The sequence below is a fragment of the Hymenobacter persicinus genome (assembly GCF_004167665.1).
Lineage (GTDB): Bacteria > Bacteroidota > Bacteroidia > Cytophagales > Hymenobacteraceae > Hymenobacter > Hymenobacter persicinus.
On sequence record NZ_SEWE01000003.1, the window covers coordinates 43,117 to 58,139 of the forward strand.

10 protein-coding genes are annotated in these 15,023 nt (G+C 63.6%); 5 read left to right on the forward strand and 5 right to left on the reverse strand.

The window, feature by feature from the left end:
- Positions 1-8: 8 nt before the first annotated feature.
- Positions 9-2,564 carry a YfhO family protein gene (locus EWM57_RS01895; RefSeq protein WP_129919435.1) on the reverse strand — a complete coding sequence of 852 codons (2,556 nt, stop codon included), beginning with the start codon at positions 2,562-2,564 and terminating at the stop codon, positions 9-11.
- 369 nt (positions 2,565-2,933) lie between these two features.
- Here EWM57_RS01895 and EWM57_RS01900 point away from each other — a divergent pair, with 369 nt between their 5' ends.
- The 3 genes from EWM57_RS01900 (at position 2,934) to EWM57_RS01910 (ending at position 7,637) form a co-directional block, all read left to right on the forward strand.
- Complete coding sequence (locus EWM57_RS01900; RefSeq protein WP_129919436.1) at positions 2,934-5,429, forward strand: bifunctional UDP-N-acetylmuramoyl-tripeptide:D-alanyl-D-alanine ligase/alanine racemase; 2,496 nt, start codon at positions 2,934-2,936, stop codon at positions 5,427-5,429.
- Between the two features lie 139 nt (positions 5,430-5,568).
- The gene (locus tag EWM57_RS01905) at positions 5,569-6,963 is read left to right on the forward strand and encodes an alpha/beta hydrolase family protein (RefSeq protein WP_165370379.1); all 1,395 of its coding nucleotides are present in this window, start codon (positions 5,569-5,571) and stop codon (positions 6,961-6,963) included.
- A 74-nt stretch (positions 6,964-7,037) separates the two neighbouring features.
- Complete coding sequence (locus EWM57_RS01910) at positions 7,038-7,637, forward strand: OmpA family protein (protein WP_129919438.1); 600 nt, start codon at positions 7,038-7,040, stop codon at positions 7,635-7,637.
- A 104-nt stretch (positions 7,638-7,741) separates the two neighbouring features.
- Here EWM57_RS01910 and EWM57_RS01915 read toward each other — a convergent pair whose 3' ends face one another.
- Positions 7,742-8,644: a carboxypeptidase-like regulatory domain-containing protein gene (locus tag EWM57_RS01915; protein ID WP_129919439.1), complete on the reverse strand. Its 903-nt coding sequence runs from the start codon at positions 8,642-8,644 to the stop codon at positions 7,742-7,744.
- Positions 8,645-8,862: 218 nt separating this feature from the next.
- Between EWM57_RS01915 and EWM57_RS01920 the strand changes: the two genes are divergently transcribed.
- On the forward strand, positions 8,863-9,126 hold the full coding sequence (locus EWM57_RS01920) for a FeoA family protein (RefSeq protein WP_129919440.1): 264 nt from the start codon (positions 8,863-8,865) through the stop codon (positions 9,124-9,126).
- 10 nt (positions 9,127-9,136) lie between these two features.
- Entirely contained in the window at positions 9,137-11,329 is a 2,193-nt protein-coding gene (gene feoB / locus EWM57_RS01925) for a ferrous iron transport protein B (RefSeq protein ID WP_129919441.1), read from the forward strand.
- 70 nt (positions 11,330-11,399) lie between these two features.
- On the opposite strand, the gene EWM57_RS01930 is transcribed toward feoB, so the two are convergent.
- The 3 genes from EWM57_RS01930 to EWM57_RS01940 all read right to left on the reverse strand — a co-directional run bounded on the left by EWM57_RS01930 (position 11,400) and on the right by EWM57_RS01940 (position 14,937).
- The gene (locus tag EWM57_RS01930) at positions 11,400-12,104 is read right to left on the reverse strand and encodes an SAM-dependent methyltransferase (protein ID WP_129919442.1); all 705 of its coding nucleotides are present in this window, start codon (positions 12,102-12,104) and stop codon (positions 11,400-11,402) included.
- Between the two features lie 77 nt (positions 12,105-12,181).
- The gene (locus EWM57_RS01935) at positions 12,182-12,952 is read right to left on the reverse strand and encodes an alpha/beta fold hydrolase (RefSeq protein WP_129919443.1); all 771 of its coding nucleotides are present in this window, start codon (positions 12,950-12,952) and stop codon (positions 12,182-12,184) included.
- 71 nt (positions 12,953-13,023) lie between these two features.
- Positions 13,024-14,937, reverse strand: a complete 1,914-nt coding sequence (locus EWM57_RS01940; RefSeq protein WP_129919444.1) for an ATP-binding protein — start codon at positions 14,935-14,937, stop codon at positions 13,024-13,026.
- Between the last annotated feature and the right edge of the window lie 86 nt (positions 14,938-15,023).

Here is a 15,023-nt window from a genome sequence, read left to right on the forward strand (position 1 = left end):
AGGTGCCGCTAGGCCACCAGCTGGGCTTCCTCCACCGCCGCGGGCCGGCGCTTGAGGGCGTAGAAGATGGCGCCCAGCAGCGCCACAATCAGCAGCACGGACGAGATGAGCGAGATGGTGTTGCCGATGGCGTACTCCTTGGGCTCAATCTTGAACTCGACGGTGTGGGTGCCGGCCGGGATGGGCAGGGCCCGCAGCACGTAGTTGGCCCGCAGGTGGGGCGTCAGCTTGCCGTCGATGTAGGCGTTCCAGCCGTCGGCATAATAGATTTCGGAGAAGACGGCCAAGCCATCCTGGGCGGCCTTGGCCTGGTAGGTGAGCTCGTCGGGCGAGTACTTGGTGAGCGTGATGGTGGAGCCGGCCGCGTTGTAGTCGGTCTTGGTCAGCGGAAACTTGGTCACGTCGACCACGGCGGTAGTGGCGGGGTTGAGCGTGCTCAGGGCGGCCATTTCCTGGTCCGGGCTCTGGGCCTTCTCCACCTTGCTCACAAACCAGGCGTTGCCCAGCGCGCCGGGGTTGCGCTGCACGGGGAGCTTGGGGTCCTGCGGGATGATGTAGCGGGTGTTGAGCATGTTGAGCACCTGCAGGTTGTTCTGCGAAATCTGGCGCTCGATCAAATCCAGGTAGCGGTGCAGCTTGGCCCCGTGGTAGCCCCCGATGCTCTTGTGGAAGTAGGAGGTGTTGGCCTCGCTGAACGGGTCCCCGGCCGCCAGGTTCAGCACCCGGTAACTCAGGTCCTTGTCCTGCAGAATCTGCTGGTCGGCGGGGCTGGGCTGAAACTGTTGGGCAATGGTTTCGCGCTGGAAGTTGTTGTCGTTGAGGTAGCGCTTGTCCACGCTCCACAGGTCCACCAGCGTGAGCACCCCGATCAGCCCGGCAGCCAGCGCGACGCTGAGCTTGCGCTGCAAATAGAAGTAGAGCACGCCCCCGGCCAGCAGGATAAAGACGATGGAGCGCAGCACGTCGGCGTGCATCAGCGAGGCCCGGTCACTGCGGATGGCGTCTACGGGGAAGCCCTGCTGCTGCATCTGGGCGTCAATCGGCGAGGCGAAGTCGGCTCCCAGGCCGGCCACGAATGCCAGCACGCAGATGCCCACCGTGATGCCCACGGCGTAGAGCAGCTTGCGCTTCACATCGGCCGTTTCCGCCGAGTCCAGGGGCTGGGGCGCCGCCAGCGCCGCCAGGCTTGGGTGGGTGCTGGCGCCAGCGGCCGGCACCGCGGCGGGGCGGGTGCGCAGCACCCGGGCCAGGGCCAGCACCGCCAACAGGGGCATGGCCAGCTGGGCAATAACCAGGGCCATGCTTACCGAGCGGAACTTGTTGTAGCCCGGGAAGTAGTTAAACATGAGCAGGTTGAACGACTCGAAGTTCTTGCCCCAGGCCAGCACGATGGAAAGCAGCGTACCCACCAGCAGCCAGGTGCGGGTGCGGCGGTCGGCCACAAACAAGCCCAACACGAACAGCAGGCACACCACCGCGCCCACGTACACCGGCCCGCTCACAATGGGCTGATTGCCCCAGTAGGTCGGCATGTTTTGCAGGTAGTCGCGCATCTGCACCGGCGGCACGCCCAGCCCCTCCAGGGCTTTGGCCGTGGCCGAGGTTTCGCTGAGCTTACCCGAGGAAGCGCCGCCGAAATAGTTGGGAATCAGCAGGGTGATGGTTTCGCCCACCCCGTAGCTCCAGTGGAAGGCGTAGTCCGGGTCGTGGCCGTCGGCGTCGGTGGAGGGAGCCGTCTGCCCGGGCTGGGCCGGCAGGGGCTTCAGCTCCGACTTACCCCGGTTGGAGTATTTGCTGTATTCGGCCGTGACGTAGAGGCGGCCGAAGCTCACGCCCACGGCCAGCGCGGCGGCCAGCAGCAGCAGGGCGGTGCGGCCGAAGAAGTCCTTGAGGCGGTTTTCGCGCACGGCCGCCACCAGCTCCACGATACCGAACACCGCCACCAGCAGCATCAGGTAGTAGGTAATCTGCAGGTGGTTGGAGCGCACGTTCATGGCCAGGCCCAGGGCAAACAGGGCCGCACCCAGCCACTTGTTGCGCCGGAACGTGACCAGCAGCCCGCCCAGCACCAGCGGGGCGTAAGCCAACGCCAATGACTTGGTGTTGTGCCCGGCGGCCAGGATGGCGAGGTTGTAGCTGGTAAAGCCCAGCGCCACGGCCCCCACCACCGCAATCAGCGGCCTGACCCCGAGGGCAATAAAGAGAATGTAGCCGCAGAGCAGGGCCAGAAACATGTTGGCCACCACCGCCGGCAAATTCAGCGTGAAGAGCTGGTGCAGGTAGATGGACAGGTCGCCGGTGAAGTGGGTGCTGATCAGGTAGGTCGGCATGCCCGAGAACATGGAGTTGGTCCACAGGGCCTCCTTGCCGGTTTGCTCCCGGTACACCTGGGCCTCGTGGGCCCCGCCGTTGAACTGCACCACGTCGTGCTGGGCCAGCGTTTTGTGGTCGAACACGATGGGGGAGAAGTACACCGAAGCCAGGGCCACGAAAAACACGATGGCCAGCAGGTGGGGCAAAGCCCGGCGCCAGAGCGGCACGGCCGCAGGGGAAACAGTAGTCATCAGACGGGGAAAGAATCGGAAAATGGCTCGCTCCGCCCCGAGGCGCAGCAAAGCAGCCCGAAGGTAGCCGTTTTCCCCGGCACCACGAAGCCCACCGAGCCCTGGATCCGCGCGGCCCGTTGACTCGGTACTGGTCGGTTTGTCGCCAGACGGGGCAGTAGGAGGCGGATAAGTGGATAATTCCGATGCTCTGCTTTCGGGGGCCCTGCTCTGTGGGTTCTCGGAAGCTTCTCGGCTGGCCAGGGACTGGCTGCCAGGTAGCAGATAGCGTAAATAGTATAAAACCAGGGTGGGTGGCTATTGGCAGCCGGCACTCCGCCGCTAGCCCGGCCAAACCCCAGTACCTTTGCGCGGGTTATCCTCCTTGCCATGCCGCACTTCCCCGACCTGCCCGCCCTGCTCGGCGGCACTCTTCTGCAAGCTCCGGCCGTCCCGGCGCCGGTCCACCACCTGCTGCTCGACAGCCGCCGGGTGGGTCAGCCGGCCGGCTCGCTGTTCTTTGCCCTGCGCGGTCCCCAGCACAACGGCCACCGCTACCTGCCCGAGCTTTACGCCAAGGGCGTGCGCCTGTTCGTGGTGGAAGACGAGGCCGAAATTCCCGGCGGGCTGGTTGCTTTTCCCGAAGCTGGCGTGCTGCTGGTGCCAAACAGCCTGGCGGCCCTGCAGGCGCTGGCGGCCCACCACCGCCGGCAGTTTCATCTGCCCGTCTTTGGCATTACCGGCTCCAACGGCAAGACCATCGTCAAGGAGTGGCTGGCCCAGCTGCTGAGCCCCGACGAGCTGGTGTGCAAAAGCCCGCGCAGCTTCAACTCCCAGGTGGGCGTGCCGCTGAGCGTGTGGGAGCTGAACCCGACGCACACGCTGGGCATCTTCGAGGCCGGCATTTCGGAGCGGGGCGAAATGCCGCGCCTGGCCCGGGTCATTCAGCCCACGCTGGGCCTCTTTACCACCCTGGGCACCGCCCACGATGCCGGCTTTGCCTCGCCCGAGGAGAAAGTAGGGGAGAAGATGGCGCTCTTTGCCGACGTCGACACCTTATTCTATTGCCGCGACCAGGCCCTGGTGCACCAGGCTGCCGAAGTTTTGCTGCCCACCCACCGCCGCTTCACCTGGAGCCGGCAGTATCCCCACGATGCCAACGTGGCCGTGACCGTGCTCGAAGCCCTGGCCGACCGCACCCTGGTCCGCATCGTTGTCGATAAGCCCCTGCCCCAGGAGCATACCTTCACGGTGCCCTTCGCCGACGAGCCCTCGGTGGAAAATGCCCTGCACTGCCTTTGCGTGCTGCTCTGGCGGCAGGTCGCGGCCCCCGAAATCCAGCGCCGCCTCGACCGGCTCCAGCCCGTGGCCATGCGCCTGGAAATGAAGCAGGCCCTCAACGACTGCTACGTGCTGGACGACACCTACAACAACGACCTGGCCGGCCTGAGCCTGGCCCTCGACGCGCTGGCCCGCCAGCCCCGCCGCGGCCGCCGCACCCTGATTTTGTCCGACGTGCTCGAATCCGGGCTGCCCGCGGCTGAGCTCTACGCCCGGGTGGCGGCCCTGCTACCCGCCCACGGCGTGGAGCGCCTGATTGGCGTCGGGCCCGAAATCAGCCAGTTTCAGCAGGCTTTCGACCTCGGCGCCAAGGAGTTCTTTACCGATACCGAAGCCTTCCTGCGCGACTTCCGCCCCGACCAGTTTCAGCACGAAACCATCTTGGTGAAAGGCGCCCGGCGCTACGAGTTCGAGCGGATCGTGACGGCCTTCCAGCAGAAGATTCACGGCACGGTGCTCGAAGTCAACCTCGACGCGCTGGTTCACAACCTGAACTTCTACCGCGCCCGCCTCCAGCCCGGCACCAAGCTCATGGTGATGGTCAAGGCCTTCGCCTACGGCAGCGGCTCTTACGAGGTAGCCAACATGCTCCAATTCCACCGCGCCGACTACCTCGCCGTGGCTTACGCCGATGAGGGCGTGGATTTGCGCCAGCACGGCATCAGCCTGCCCATCATGGTGATGAACCCGTCGCCGGACTCGTTTCAGAAGCTGCGGCAGTACCACCTGGAGCCTGAAATCTACTCCTTCGAGCGCCTGCGCGACTACCTGCGGGCCGCTGGGGAGCAGCCTTTGCCCGCCATCCACCTCAAGCTCGACACCGGCATGCGCCGCCTGGGCTTCGCCGAAGAAGATTTGCCCGAGCTGTGCGCCCTGTTGCGCGAGAATGCCGCCCACCTGCGCGTGGCCAGCGCCCTGACCCACCTGGCCGGCGCCGACGAAGAGCAGCACAACGACTTCTCGCGCCGCCAGCTGGCCGCCTTCCAGCGCATGACGCCCCTGGTGGAAGCCGCTCTGAGCTACCCCATTCTCAAGCACGCCCTGAACTCGGCCGGTATCGTGCGCTTCCCCGAGGCCCACTTCGACATGGTGCGCCTCGGCATCGGCCTCTACGGGGTGGAAGCCAGCGGGCAGGAACCCCGGGCCCTGCGGCCGGTCAGCAGCCTGCACACCACCATTTCCCAGATCAAAACCCTGGCCCCGGGCGAAACCGTGGGCTACGGCCGCCGCGGCCAGGCCACCGACTACGAGCGGCGCATTGCCACGCTGGCCATTGGCTATGCTGACGGCTACGACCGGCGCTTCGGCAACGGCGGGGGCGAGGTCGTCATCCGCGGGCAGCGGGCCCCCATCATCGGCAACGTGTGCATGGACATGTGCATGGCCGACGTGACCCACATTCCCGCCTGCCGGGCCGGCGACTCGGTGGTGGTCTTCGGGGAGGAGGTGCCGCTGGTGGAGCTGGCCGGCCGCATCGGCACCATTCCCTACGAGCTGCTGACCAACGTGAGTGAGCGGGTAAAGCGCGTGTTTTTCGCCGAATAAAGGCCGGGGTGGGCTGGCAAAAAAAAGTCGGCATGCCGAGCAAAAGAATAGCCGTATCTTTATGCCCCCAACCATCCCCGGTTGCCACTGGGCGGCGACGGACGGTTGGTTTGCTCCTCTGACCGCGCCCTTATTGCACATGAAAACAATTCGTTACGTTAGCGCCGCCCGCTACTGGGTGCTGCTGCTTTGCCTCGGACTGGCTTCCTTTTCGGCCCCGGCCGCGCCTAAGCTCGACGGCCTCTGGAAAGGCCCATTGAAAATGCCCGGCGGGGAGCTGGAAATCATTTTCCGGCTGGTCGGTCTCGCCGATGGCACTTACTTCGCCACCCTGGATGTGCCCCTGCAGAAGGTGAGCCGCATGGCTGTAAAAGCCGAGCTGCACGGCGACACGGTGCTGCTGGCCGCCGCCGAAGCCGGCAGCCGCTTCACGGGCCAGATCACGGCCGACGGCAAGCAGATCGTCGGGGCCTGGCACCAGCCCGGCCTCGATGCCCCGCTCACACTCACGTTTTCGCCCCCGCCGACAGCCCCGGCTGGGGCCAAGGTGCGCCTGACGCCGCCCTACCGCGAGGAGGAAGTGACGTATACCAACATTACTGCTAATCTGCGCCTGAACGGGATGCTGACCGTGCCGGCTGGCCCGGGGCCCTTCGCGGCCGTGGTGCTGGTGTCGGATGCCGGCGCCCATGACCGGGATGCCACCACCGGTGAGTACCGGCTGCTGGGTACCCTGGCGGACTATTTGACCCGCCGCGGTATTGCCGTGCTGCGCTTCGACGACCGGGGCGTGGCGGGCTCCACCGGCGACTTCACCGCGACGACTACCGAAGCCCTCGTGACCGACGTGCAGGCCGGCATGAACTACCTGCGTACCCGCCCCGAAATCGACTTCTCCCACATCGGCATCGTCGGGCACGGGGAAGGCGGCAACGTGGCGCTGCTGGCCGCCGCCCAGGCCTTGCCCCCGGCGTTTGTGGTGGCCATGGGCGCGGCCGGCCTGCCCGGTCCGGTGCTGGCTACCCAGCAGCACGCCGCGCTGCTGCGCGCCAAAGGCGTGGCGGCCCCGCAGGTGGAGGCGGCCCTCAAGCAGCAGCAGGCCCTCTTCGAAGTCATCCGCCAGACCCCCGACGAAAGTCAGGCCCAGGCGATGGTGGCCAACATGCTGCGCCAGAACAGCCCCGCGCTGACGCCGGCCGCCGCCCAGGATAGCGCCGCTAAGCTGACGTCATTCCGCTACCGGTATTTTCTGGGCTACAACCCGCTGGAGCACCTCTCGGAAGTGAAGTGCCCGGTGCTGCTGCTCAACGGTGCCGCCGACCTCGACGTGGCCGCCGACGCTAACATGACCGTGCTGGCCAAGGCCCTGCGCAACTCCCGCGACCTGACCAGCAAGAAGCTGCCGGGCGTCAACCACCTGTTTCAGGCCCCGCCCGGGGAGTGGGCCCTGGTGGGCGGGGAGCCCCGGCCTACCTTCTCACCCGCGGCCCAGGAAACCATCCGGGCCTGGATAATGGCCCGCTCGCTTAAGTAGCCGGAGCGGTTACCAACTTCCCGATGAGTTGTGCGTAAAGGGGCTACCTGTTCCCCATCCTCCTTTCCACAACCATGAAAAAACAACTGCTTTCAATCGTGGCCCTGGTCGCGCTGCTCTCGGCCTGCGACAACCTGAAGAACCCCGAAACCAAAGACCAGCCCCAGGAAGCTACTCAGGATACGGCCGTAGTGTACCGCGACGGTAAAACGGCCGCCGATGCCATCGATAACGGCTGGGACATGACCAAGGCCAAGCTCTCGGACGTGAAATACCCCGAGGTAAGCGTTTCGGACGTGACCGTGCGCGGCAACGACGAGTACAGCGTGTATGGCCTGGAAGAAGCCGTGCTGTTCGACACCGACAAGGCTGACATCAAAGCCAGCGCCAGCAAGGCTCTGGAGCAGATTGCGGCCTCCATCGGGCAGCGCTACGCCACTGGCCCCGTCCGCATCATGGGCTTCGCCGACTCCCGCGGCGACAAGAACTACAACAAGGAGTTGAGCGCCCAGCGCGCCGAAGCCGTGAAAAACTGGCTGACTAAGAATGGTAAAATTGACGCCAGCCGCGTGAGTCTGGAGCCGATGGGCGAAAGCCAGCCGGTTGCTTCCAACGCCACCGCCGCCGGCCGTCAGCAGAACCGCCGGGTGGAAATTGCCGTGCGCACCAAGTAGCCGACCCTCCAATTTAGCTACGCTTAGAGCCAACAAAAAAGGCTGCCCCCGATGCGGGGCAGCCTTTTTTGCGTCTGAGTTGCCTGTTAAAAAGAGGCGCTCAGTTAGTCTTTAATCATGTCTACTTCGGCCTTGATCATGGCGTTGTAGCGCATGCCGTTGTTGGCCAGCGTAATCAGGCTCCAGCCTTTGCCCAGGGAGTACGACCAGGTGCGGCTTTCCTTGAACTCGAAGGTGGGGCGCATGATCTGTCCGTAGGGCGTGTAGGTGTCCATGAAGTTAGTGGTGTAAAACTTGTCGCCGCTCACAATCCACTCCATGGCCACGTAGAAGCCCTCGGCCGGGGCTTCGATGTTGTAGGGCGTCAAGTCGACGGTGTACCACTGCCCGCCGCCCGGGGCCGAAACCACCACGTTTTCGGTGAGCAGGTCGGTGTTGGGCGAGTTGTAGTTGCCATCAGCTTTGTAGATCCGGACGCGGAACGGCTCCCGCGGGAAACCGTTTTCACCAATGTAGAACGAGGCCGAGCGGATGTTGCCGAGCTTCTTGCCCTTCTCGTTTTTCACGTAGAAAGCGTACTGCTGGCCGGGCATGCCCTGAATCATGCCTTCGCCGGGGGTAGTCGTCTTGGAGCCCAGCGACAGGTCTTTCACCTTGCCGCCTTTTACCGTTACGTTGCCCAGCTCTACTACACGCTTCGGCACTTCAATGATGAGGTCGGTGAGGTTGCCGCCTTTTTTAATGACTACCGCCTTGCGGAAATAGCCCAGCGCCAGCACGAGCAGGGAGTCCTGGGCGTTCTTTTCGGGCATGGCCATCTGGAAGAAGCCGTACTCGTTGGTCAGAGCGCCGGTGGACTCTTCTTTCAGCTGAATAGAGGCAAACGGAATCGGTTCCTTGGTTTTGGAGTCGACAATTCGCCCGGAAAGCTTATTGGTTTCCTGAGCGAAGCCCAGAACTGGAAACAGCGTCACGAAGGTGAGCAGGGCAAGTACGCGTTTGAGCATAGTTAGGCAGATTATTCTACCTCAAAATTACAATCAATTGCAGTGATTTTTGCAAGTCCTCTCCGAATATTTATAAATATGCAATTGCAAGGGGGAATAATTCAAAACCAGCGGGTTACCCTTCCGTAGGGCCGGGCGTTTGCTGGGTAAGGGTTTTGGCCGAAAACTAAATCGGTTGTACCTTTGTTTGAACAGAATCTAAATAACCACCCCCGCCCGTGTCCAATCGTTCCACCCATCTCCCGTCCGATGCGCCCCGCAGCGTGAAAGACCTGCGCCTCGGCGAAAGTGGAACAATTTGCTGCCTCGAGGACCCGGAAATGGCCCTGAAGCTGTTAGAAATGGGGTGCATTCCCGGCACGCAGGTGCGCCTCAACAGCCGGGCCCCGCTGGGCTGCCCCATTACGCTGGTGCTCGGGGATGATGACTACACGTTGTCGTTGCGCGTGAGCGAGGCGGCCACTATTCTTCTGAAAGCTTAGCCGCTGCCGCATGGCCCGCGTTGCTCTGATTACCGACCCCGCTGGTACGGCTGCTTCCGCAGTAGCCCTCGAATCACGCGGCGACTTTCCGCCCCGGGGTCCGCGGGAGCTGACGCGCATTGCCCTGATTGGCAACCCCAACTCGGGCAAGTCCTCGCTGTTCAACCAGCTGACCGGCCTCAACCAGAAGGTCGGCAACTTCCCCGGCGTGACGGTGGACCGCAAAACCGGCATCAGTCAGCTCACGCCCCAGCACCGGGCCGAAATCATTGACCTGCCCGGCACCTACTCGCTCTACCCCAAGAGCCTCGACGAGAAGGTAATCACCGATTTGCTCTACGACCGGGCCTCCGAGCAGTTCCCGGACTTCGTGGTCGTGACGGTGGACAGCTCCAACCTGCGCCGCAATCTGCTACTGTTCACTCAGCTGGCCGACCTGGGCTTGCCCATCGTGCTGGCCCTGAACATGATGGACGTGGCCGAGCAGCACGGCGTCAAGATTGACGTGCCGGCCCTGCAGCAGGAGCTGGGCGTACCGGTTATTCCGATGAATGCCCGCAAGGGCATCGGGGTGGCGGCGCTCAAAATCGTCATGGCCCAGCAGATGAGTGCGTCCACGGAGCGGTTCTACGAGCCCACCGAGGCGCTGCTGCCCATGATCCGGCAGATCCGCTACTACTTCAACCTGCACAACGACTACCTGGCGCTGCACTACGCCCACCAGTTTCGGCAGATCAACTTCCTGACCGCCGACGACCGGGCCTACATCGGGGAGCTGGTGCAGCAGTACGACTTCCAGCCCACGCCCCAGCAGGCCCAGGAAACCATTGCCCGCTACGCCCGCATCAACGCCATTCTGCTGAATGCCGTGACCGTGACGCGCACCGAGAAGAACGAGCCCTACAGCAACCGGCTCGATAAGGTTCTCACCCACACGGTGTGGGGCTACCTGATTTTCTTCGGGGTGCTGTTCTTGATGTTCCAGGCCGTCTTCGCCTGGGCCAGCTACCCCATGGAGCTCATCGACCAGGGCGTGGCCTGGATCAACGGGCTGATTCAAACCAACTTCCACGGGCCGCTCATCAACCTGCTCACCGAAGGCATCTTGGCCGGACTCGGGGGCGTGCTGATTTTCATTCCGCAGATTGCCCTGCTCTTCGCCTTCATTGCCGTGCTCGAGGAAACCGGCTACATGGCCCGGGTCACGTTTATGATGGACCGGATCATGCGCAAGTTCGGGCTCAACGGCAAGAGCGTGGTGCCCCTGATTTCGGGCGTGGCCTGCGCTGTGCCGGCCATCATGAGCGCGCGCACCATCGAAAACTGGAAGGACCGCATCATCACCATCTTCGTGACCCCGCTGATGAGCTGCTCGGCCCGGATTCCGGTCTACACGGTGCTTATCGGCCTGGTCGTGCCCGACGTGCCGGTGCTGGGCATTTTCAACCTGCGCGGTATTGCCCTGATGGGCCTGTACCTACTGGGCTTCTTCGCGGCCATCTTCTCGGCTTTGGCGCTGAAACTGCTACTGCGCACCCAGGAGCGGAGTTACTTTATCATGGAGTTTCCGGTGTACCGCTGGCCGCGCTGGAAAAACGTGGGCATTACCATCGTGGAGAAGGTCAAGACCTTCGTGTTTCAGGCCGGCAAGGTTATCGTGGCCATTTCTGTGATTCTGTGGGTGCTGGCTTCGTATGGGCCGGGCAACGCCCTGGAGCAGGCCGAAGCTCGGGTTCGGGCTACGGCGGCCGCCCAGCAACTCAGCCAGCGGGAAACCGAAACCCGGGTGGCCTCCGAAAAGCTCGAAAACTCCTACGCCGGCCTGTTTGGTCGCACCCTGGAGCCGGCCATCCGCCCCCTGGGCTTCGACTGGAAAATCGGCATTGCCCTGATTACCTCGTTTGCGGCCCGGGAAGTATTCGTGGGCACAATTTCCACCATCTACAGCGTGGGTCAGGACGCCGACATGCGCACGGTACAGCAGAAGCTGGCCGCCGAGAAGGACGACAACGGTCAGCCGTTTTTCACCCCCGCCCGAGCGTTTTCTCTGCTGGTATTCTACGTGTTTGCCATGCAGTGCATGAGCACCTTGGCCGTGGTCTACCGCGAAACCAAGGGCTGGAAATGGCCGCTGCTGCAGCTGCTCTACATGACCGGCCTGGCCTACGTGTCCTCCCTAGTCGTGTACCAAGTGTTTAAGTAGTTGTCGGTTGTTCGTTGTCAGTTGTTAGCATCGTTGGACGACCTAACAACGAACAACGAACAACTAAGGACTACCGTCCAATCAGAAATACCGCCGGCTGCTTGTGAATCTGGGGGAGCTTGCCTTTCCAGCCGGCTACCGTGTCGGTGCGGACATATTCGTCGGGGGCGGTGAGGTTGGCGGCAATGCAGAGGCGGGTACCGGGGCTGAGCTGGGTTAACAAATCCTCCAGCAGCGGCATGTTACGGTAGGGTGTCTCGATAAACAGCTGGGTCTGGTGCTGGGTCAGGGCCAGCCGCTCCAGATTTTTGATGGCCGCGGCCCGCGGGGCCTTCTCGATGGGCAGGTAGCCGTGAAAGGCGAAGCTCTGCCCGTTCATGCCCGAGCCCATCAGCGCCAGCAGCAGGGAGGAGGGCCCGACCAGCGGTACCACCCGGATGCCGAGCTGGTGCCCGAGACGCACGATTTCGGCGCCGGGGTCGGCCACGCCGGGGCAGCCGGCTTCGGAAATAATGCCCGCGTCCTGCCCGGCCGTCACCAGCTTCAGCGCCGCCTTGATGTCGGATTCCGGGGAATCTTTGTCGATAACGGTAATGGCCAGCTCCTCGATGACGTGCTGGGGGGCTACGCTCTTGATAAAGCGGCGGGCCGTGCGGGCATTTTCCACTAGAAAGTAGGTGAGGTCCGCTACCCGGGCCGCCACCTGGGCCGGAAGCACCTGCGCGGCGGTGGCTTCGGCCAGCACGGTAGGAATAAGGTAAAGCGTACCCTTCATTTTCGTTGTTCGTTAATAATTGTCAGGTGGTAATTGCTAGGTCGCTCAACGACAAACGGATACCTACCAACAAGTGCCTAACTATTCATAAAGGCCTCGACCAGGGCGAATATCTCATCGGGCTTTTCGGCGTGCAGCCAGTGGCCGGCATCCACCACGGTTTCGACCTGGGAGTTGGGAAACAGGGCCGGGATGCCGTAGAGTTTGTCTTCGGTGCTGATGTAGTCCGACTTGCCGCCGCGCACGAACAGAGCCGGCTTGAGGAAGGGGTGCTGACCAGTGATTTCGGCGCCGATGGCGGGCATCTGGGCGGTGAGGGCCGCCAGGTTCTGGCGCCAGGCAAAGGAGTTGTCTTCGCGCCGGTACAGGTTTTTGAGCAGAAACTGCCGCACGCCCAGCTGGGGAATCGTGCGGGCCAGGGCCTCGTCGGCCTGCTGCCGGCTTTCCAGCGCGGCCAAATCCACGGCGTTGAGCCCGGCCAGAATATCGTCTTGGTGGCGCATATCGGAGAGGCGGGGGGCAATGTCGAGCACGATGAGGCGGGTGAGGCGCTCGGGGTGGTCGAGGGCGAAGCGCATAGCCACCTTGCCGCCCATGCTGTGGCCCAGGAGCGTAACGGTGGGCAGCTGAAGCTGGTCGAGAAGTTCCAGCACGTCCTGGCTCATGAGCTCGTAGGAATGCTCGGCCGAGTGGGGGCTGCGGCCGTGGTTGCGCAGGTCCACCACGATAACGCGGAAGTGCTCCGCCCAGCGCTTGGCCAGGGTCTGCCAGTTGTCGGAAGTGCCGAAGAGCCCGTGCAGGATAACCAGCGGCGTGCCCTGGCCTAGTTCGCGGAAGTGTAGTTGCATAGCGGGCAAAGGTCGGAAGAAGGCAGCAATTGCCACCAACCCGGCCCGGATGCCTGCGAAATGGACCTGCTTTAGGCCCGCACGCCCGGCAGCTGCACCTGCACCGTGGTGCCGGCCCCGAGCGTACTCTGAATGCTCAACGAGCCGCCCTGGCGCTTCACAAAGGCCCGGCACAGCAGCAAACCCAGCCCCGTGCCGGCCCGCGGCCCGTGGGCAGGGCCGGGCATCTGGGGCATTTCCTGGGAGTGCAGCACCTCGGCCACCAGGGCCGGCGCCATGCCGTGGCCCGAATCGGAAATGGTGAGCGTGATGGTGCCGTTGTCGGGGTTGGCGGCGGCGCAAAACAGAATCCGGCCGCCGGGGGGCGTAAACTTCAGGGCATTACCGACCAGGTTGCGCAGAATGGTCCGGGTCATGTTGTGGTCGGCCCACAGGCGCAGGTTGGGGTCGTGCATGGTCTCGAAGCGGATCTGCTTGGCTTCGGCCGTGGTTTGGTAGAGCTGGGCGTTTTCGGCAAACAGCTCGGCCACTTCCAGCTTCTCGGGGCGGAAGGCCAGCTCCCCGGTCTGACTCACGGCCCAGTTCAGCAGGTTGTCGAGCAGGCCGTTGAGGCTATGGGCTGATTGCCGCACCAACTCGGGCAGACGGCGCAGGCCGTCCTCGTCGCGGCGGGAAAGGTAGAAGCCAATCAGCTCCGTGACGCCCACAAACGAGGTAACGGGGCCGCGCAGGTCGTGGGCTACAATGGCGTACAGCCGGTCTTTGGAGGCCGCCACCCGGCGTAGCTCGGCGGTGGTTTCCTGCAGGGCCCGGTTGTTGACGCGCAGCGCGGCCCGGTTGCGGCGCAGCTGCCAGTACAGCACGCCCACGCCGGCCACCAGCAGCACCAGAAAAGCCACCACGGCCCACAGCGTGCGGTTGCGAAGCTGCTCCAGGTGGGCCCGCTCGGTCAGCAGCCGGATTTGGTGCTCTTTGTCGAGCAGGTCGTAGCGGGTTTGCAGGGCCATGAGGGTGTTCAGGCGCTGACGGTTGTTGAGCGTATCGTTCAGGGCCAGGTAGCGTTCCTGCCACTGGTAGGCCTGCTTGAAATTTTGTTGCTGGGTGTTCACCTGGGCCAGCACGTTGTAGGCATCGAGCACCCGCTCCAGATAGTGGCTCTGTCGGGATTTCTGCAAGGCCTGCTGGGCGTAGTCGGCGGCTTCGTCGGTGCGGTGGCTTTGGAGCAGAATCAAACTCAGCAATTCCAGGTTGCCGGCTTCGTAGCGGGGCTCGTGCAGGTCCTGGGTTATTTCCAGGGCCCGCCGGATCAGCCCCTCGGCCATTTCCACGCGGCCTTTCTGCCAGTAGTAGGTGCCCAGGTTGGCCAGGTGCAGGGCCTCTCCCGACCGGTCGTGGTTGCGGCGGGCCAGGTACAGGGCCTTGTGCATGTAGCGCAGGGCTTCGGGGTGGCGCTCCAGGTAAAAGTAGAAGCTCGACAGGTTGCCGTACAGAATCAGCTGGGTGTGCTCACTCACGCCGGGGCGGTTTACCAGCCGCAGGGCTTCCTTGTAGTTGCGCCAGGCAATGGTGGTGTCGCCCCGCTCGTGGTGGACGCCGGCCATGGACGAATAGCTGCGCACCAGGCCGTCGGCGTCGTTGAGGCGGCGGGCCAGGCCGTGGGCTTCGTTGTAGAGCGCCAGCGCGTGCGGGCCGTCGGAAGACGAGGCGTAGCAGTTGCCCAGGCTGAGCAGGCAACGCATCAGCCCGCGGAAGTCGCCCAGGCGGCGGGCCAGGGCCACGCCCTGTTCCCCGTAGGCCAGGGCCTGGGGCACCGCCGTTTCGTGGAGGGCGTAGGAAAGCGAGTCGAGCACCGCCACCCGGCGCGGACTGGCGGGCAGAGTTCGGAGCAGGGTGCGCTGCCGGTGCAATACGGTCGTATCCTGGGCCCGCAGAGACGGAGCCAGGAACTGTAAGGTCAGAAAAATGACTACAAACAGGTGCCGCATTGAAGCAGGTAGGAGGGCGGAGACTTCTGTAAAAGTAATACTTATTTTAAATATAACGGCCTGACTTGACGCATGGTATAAGTCAG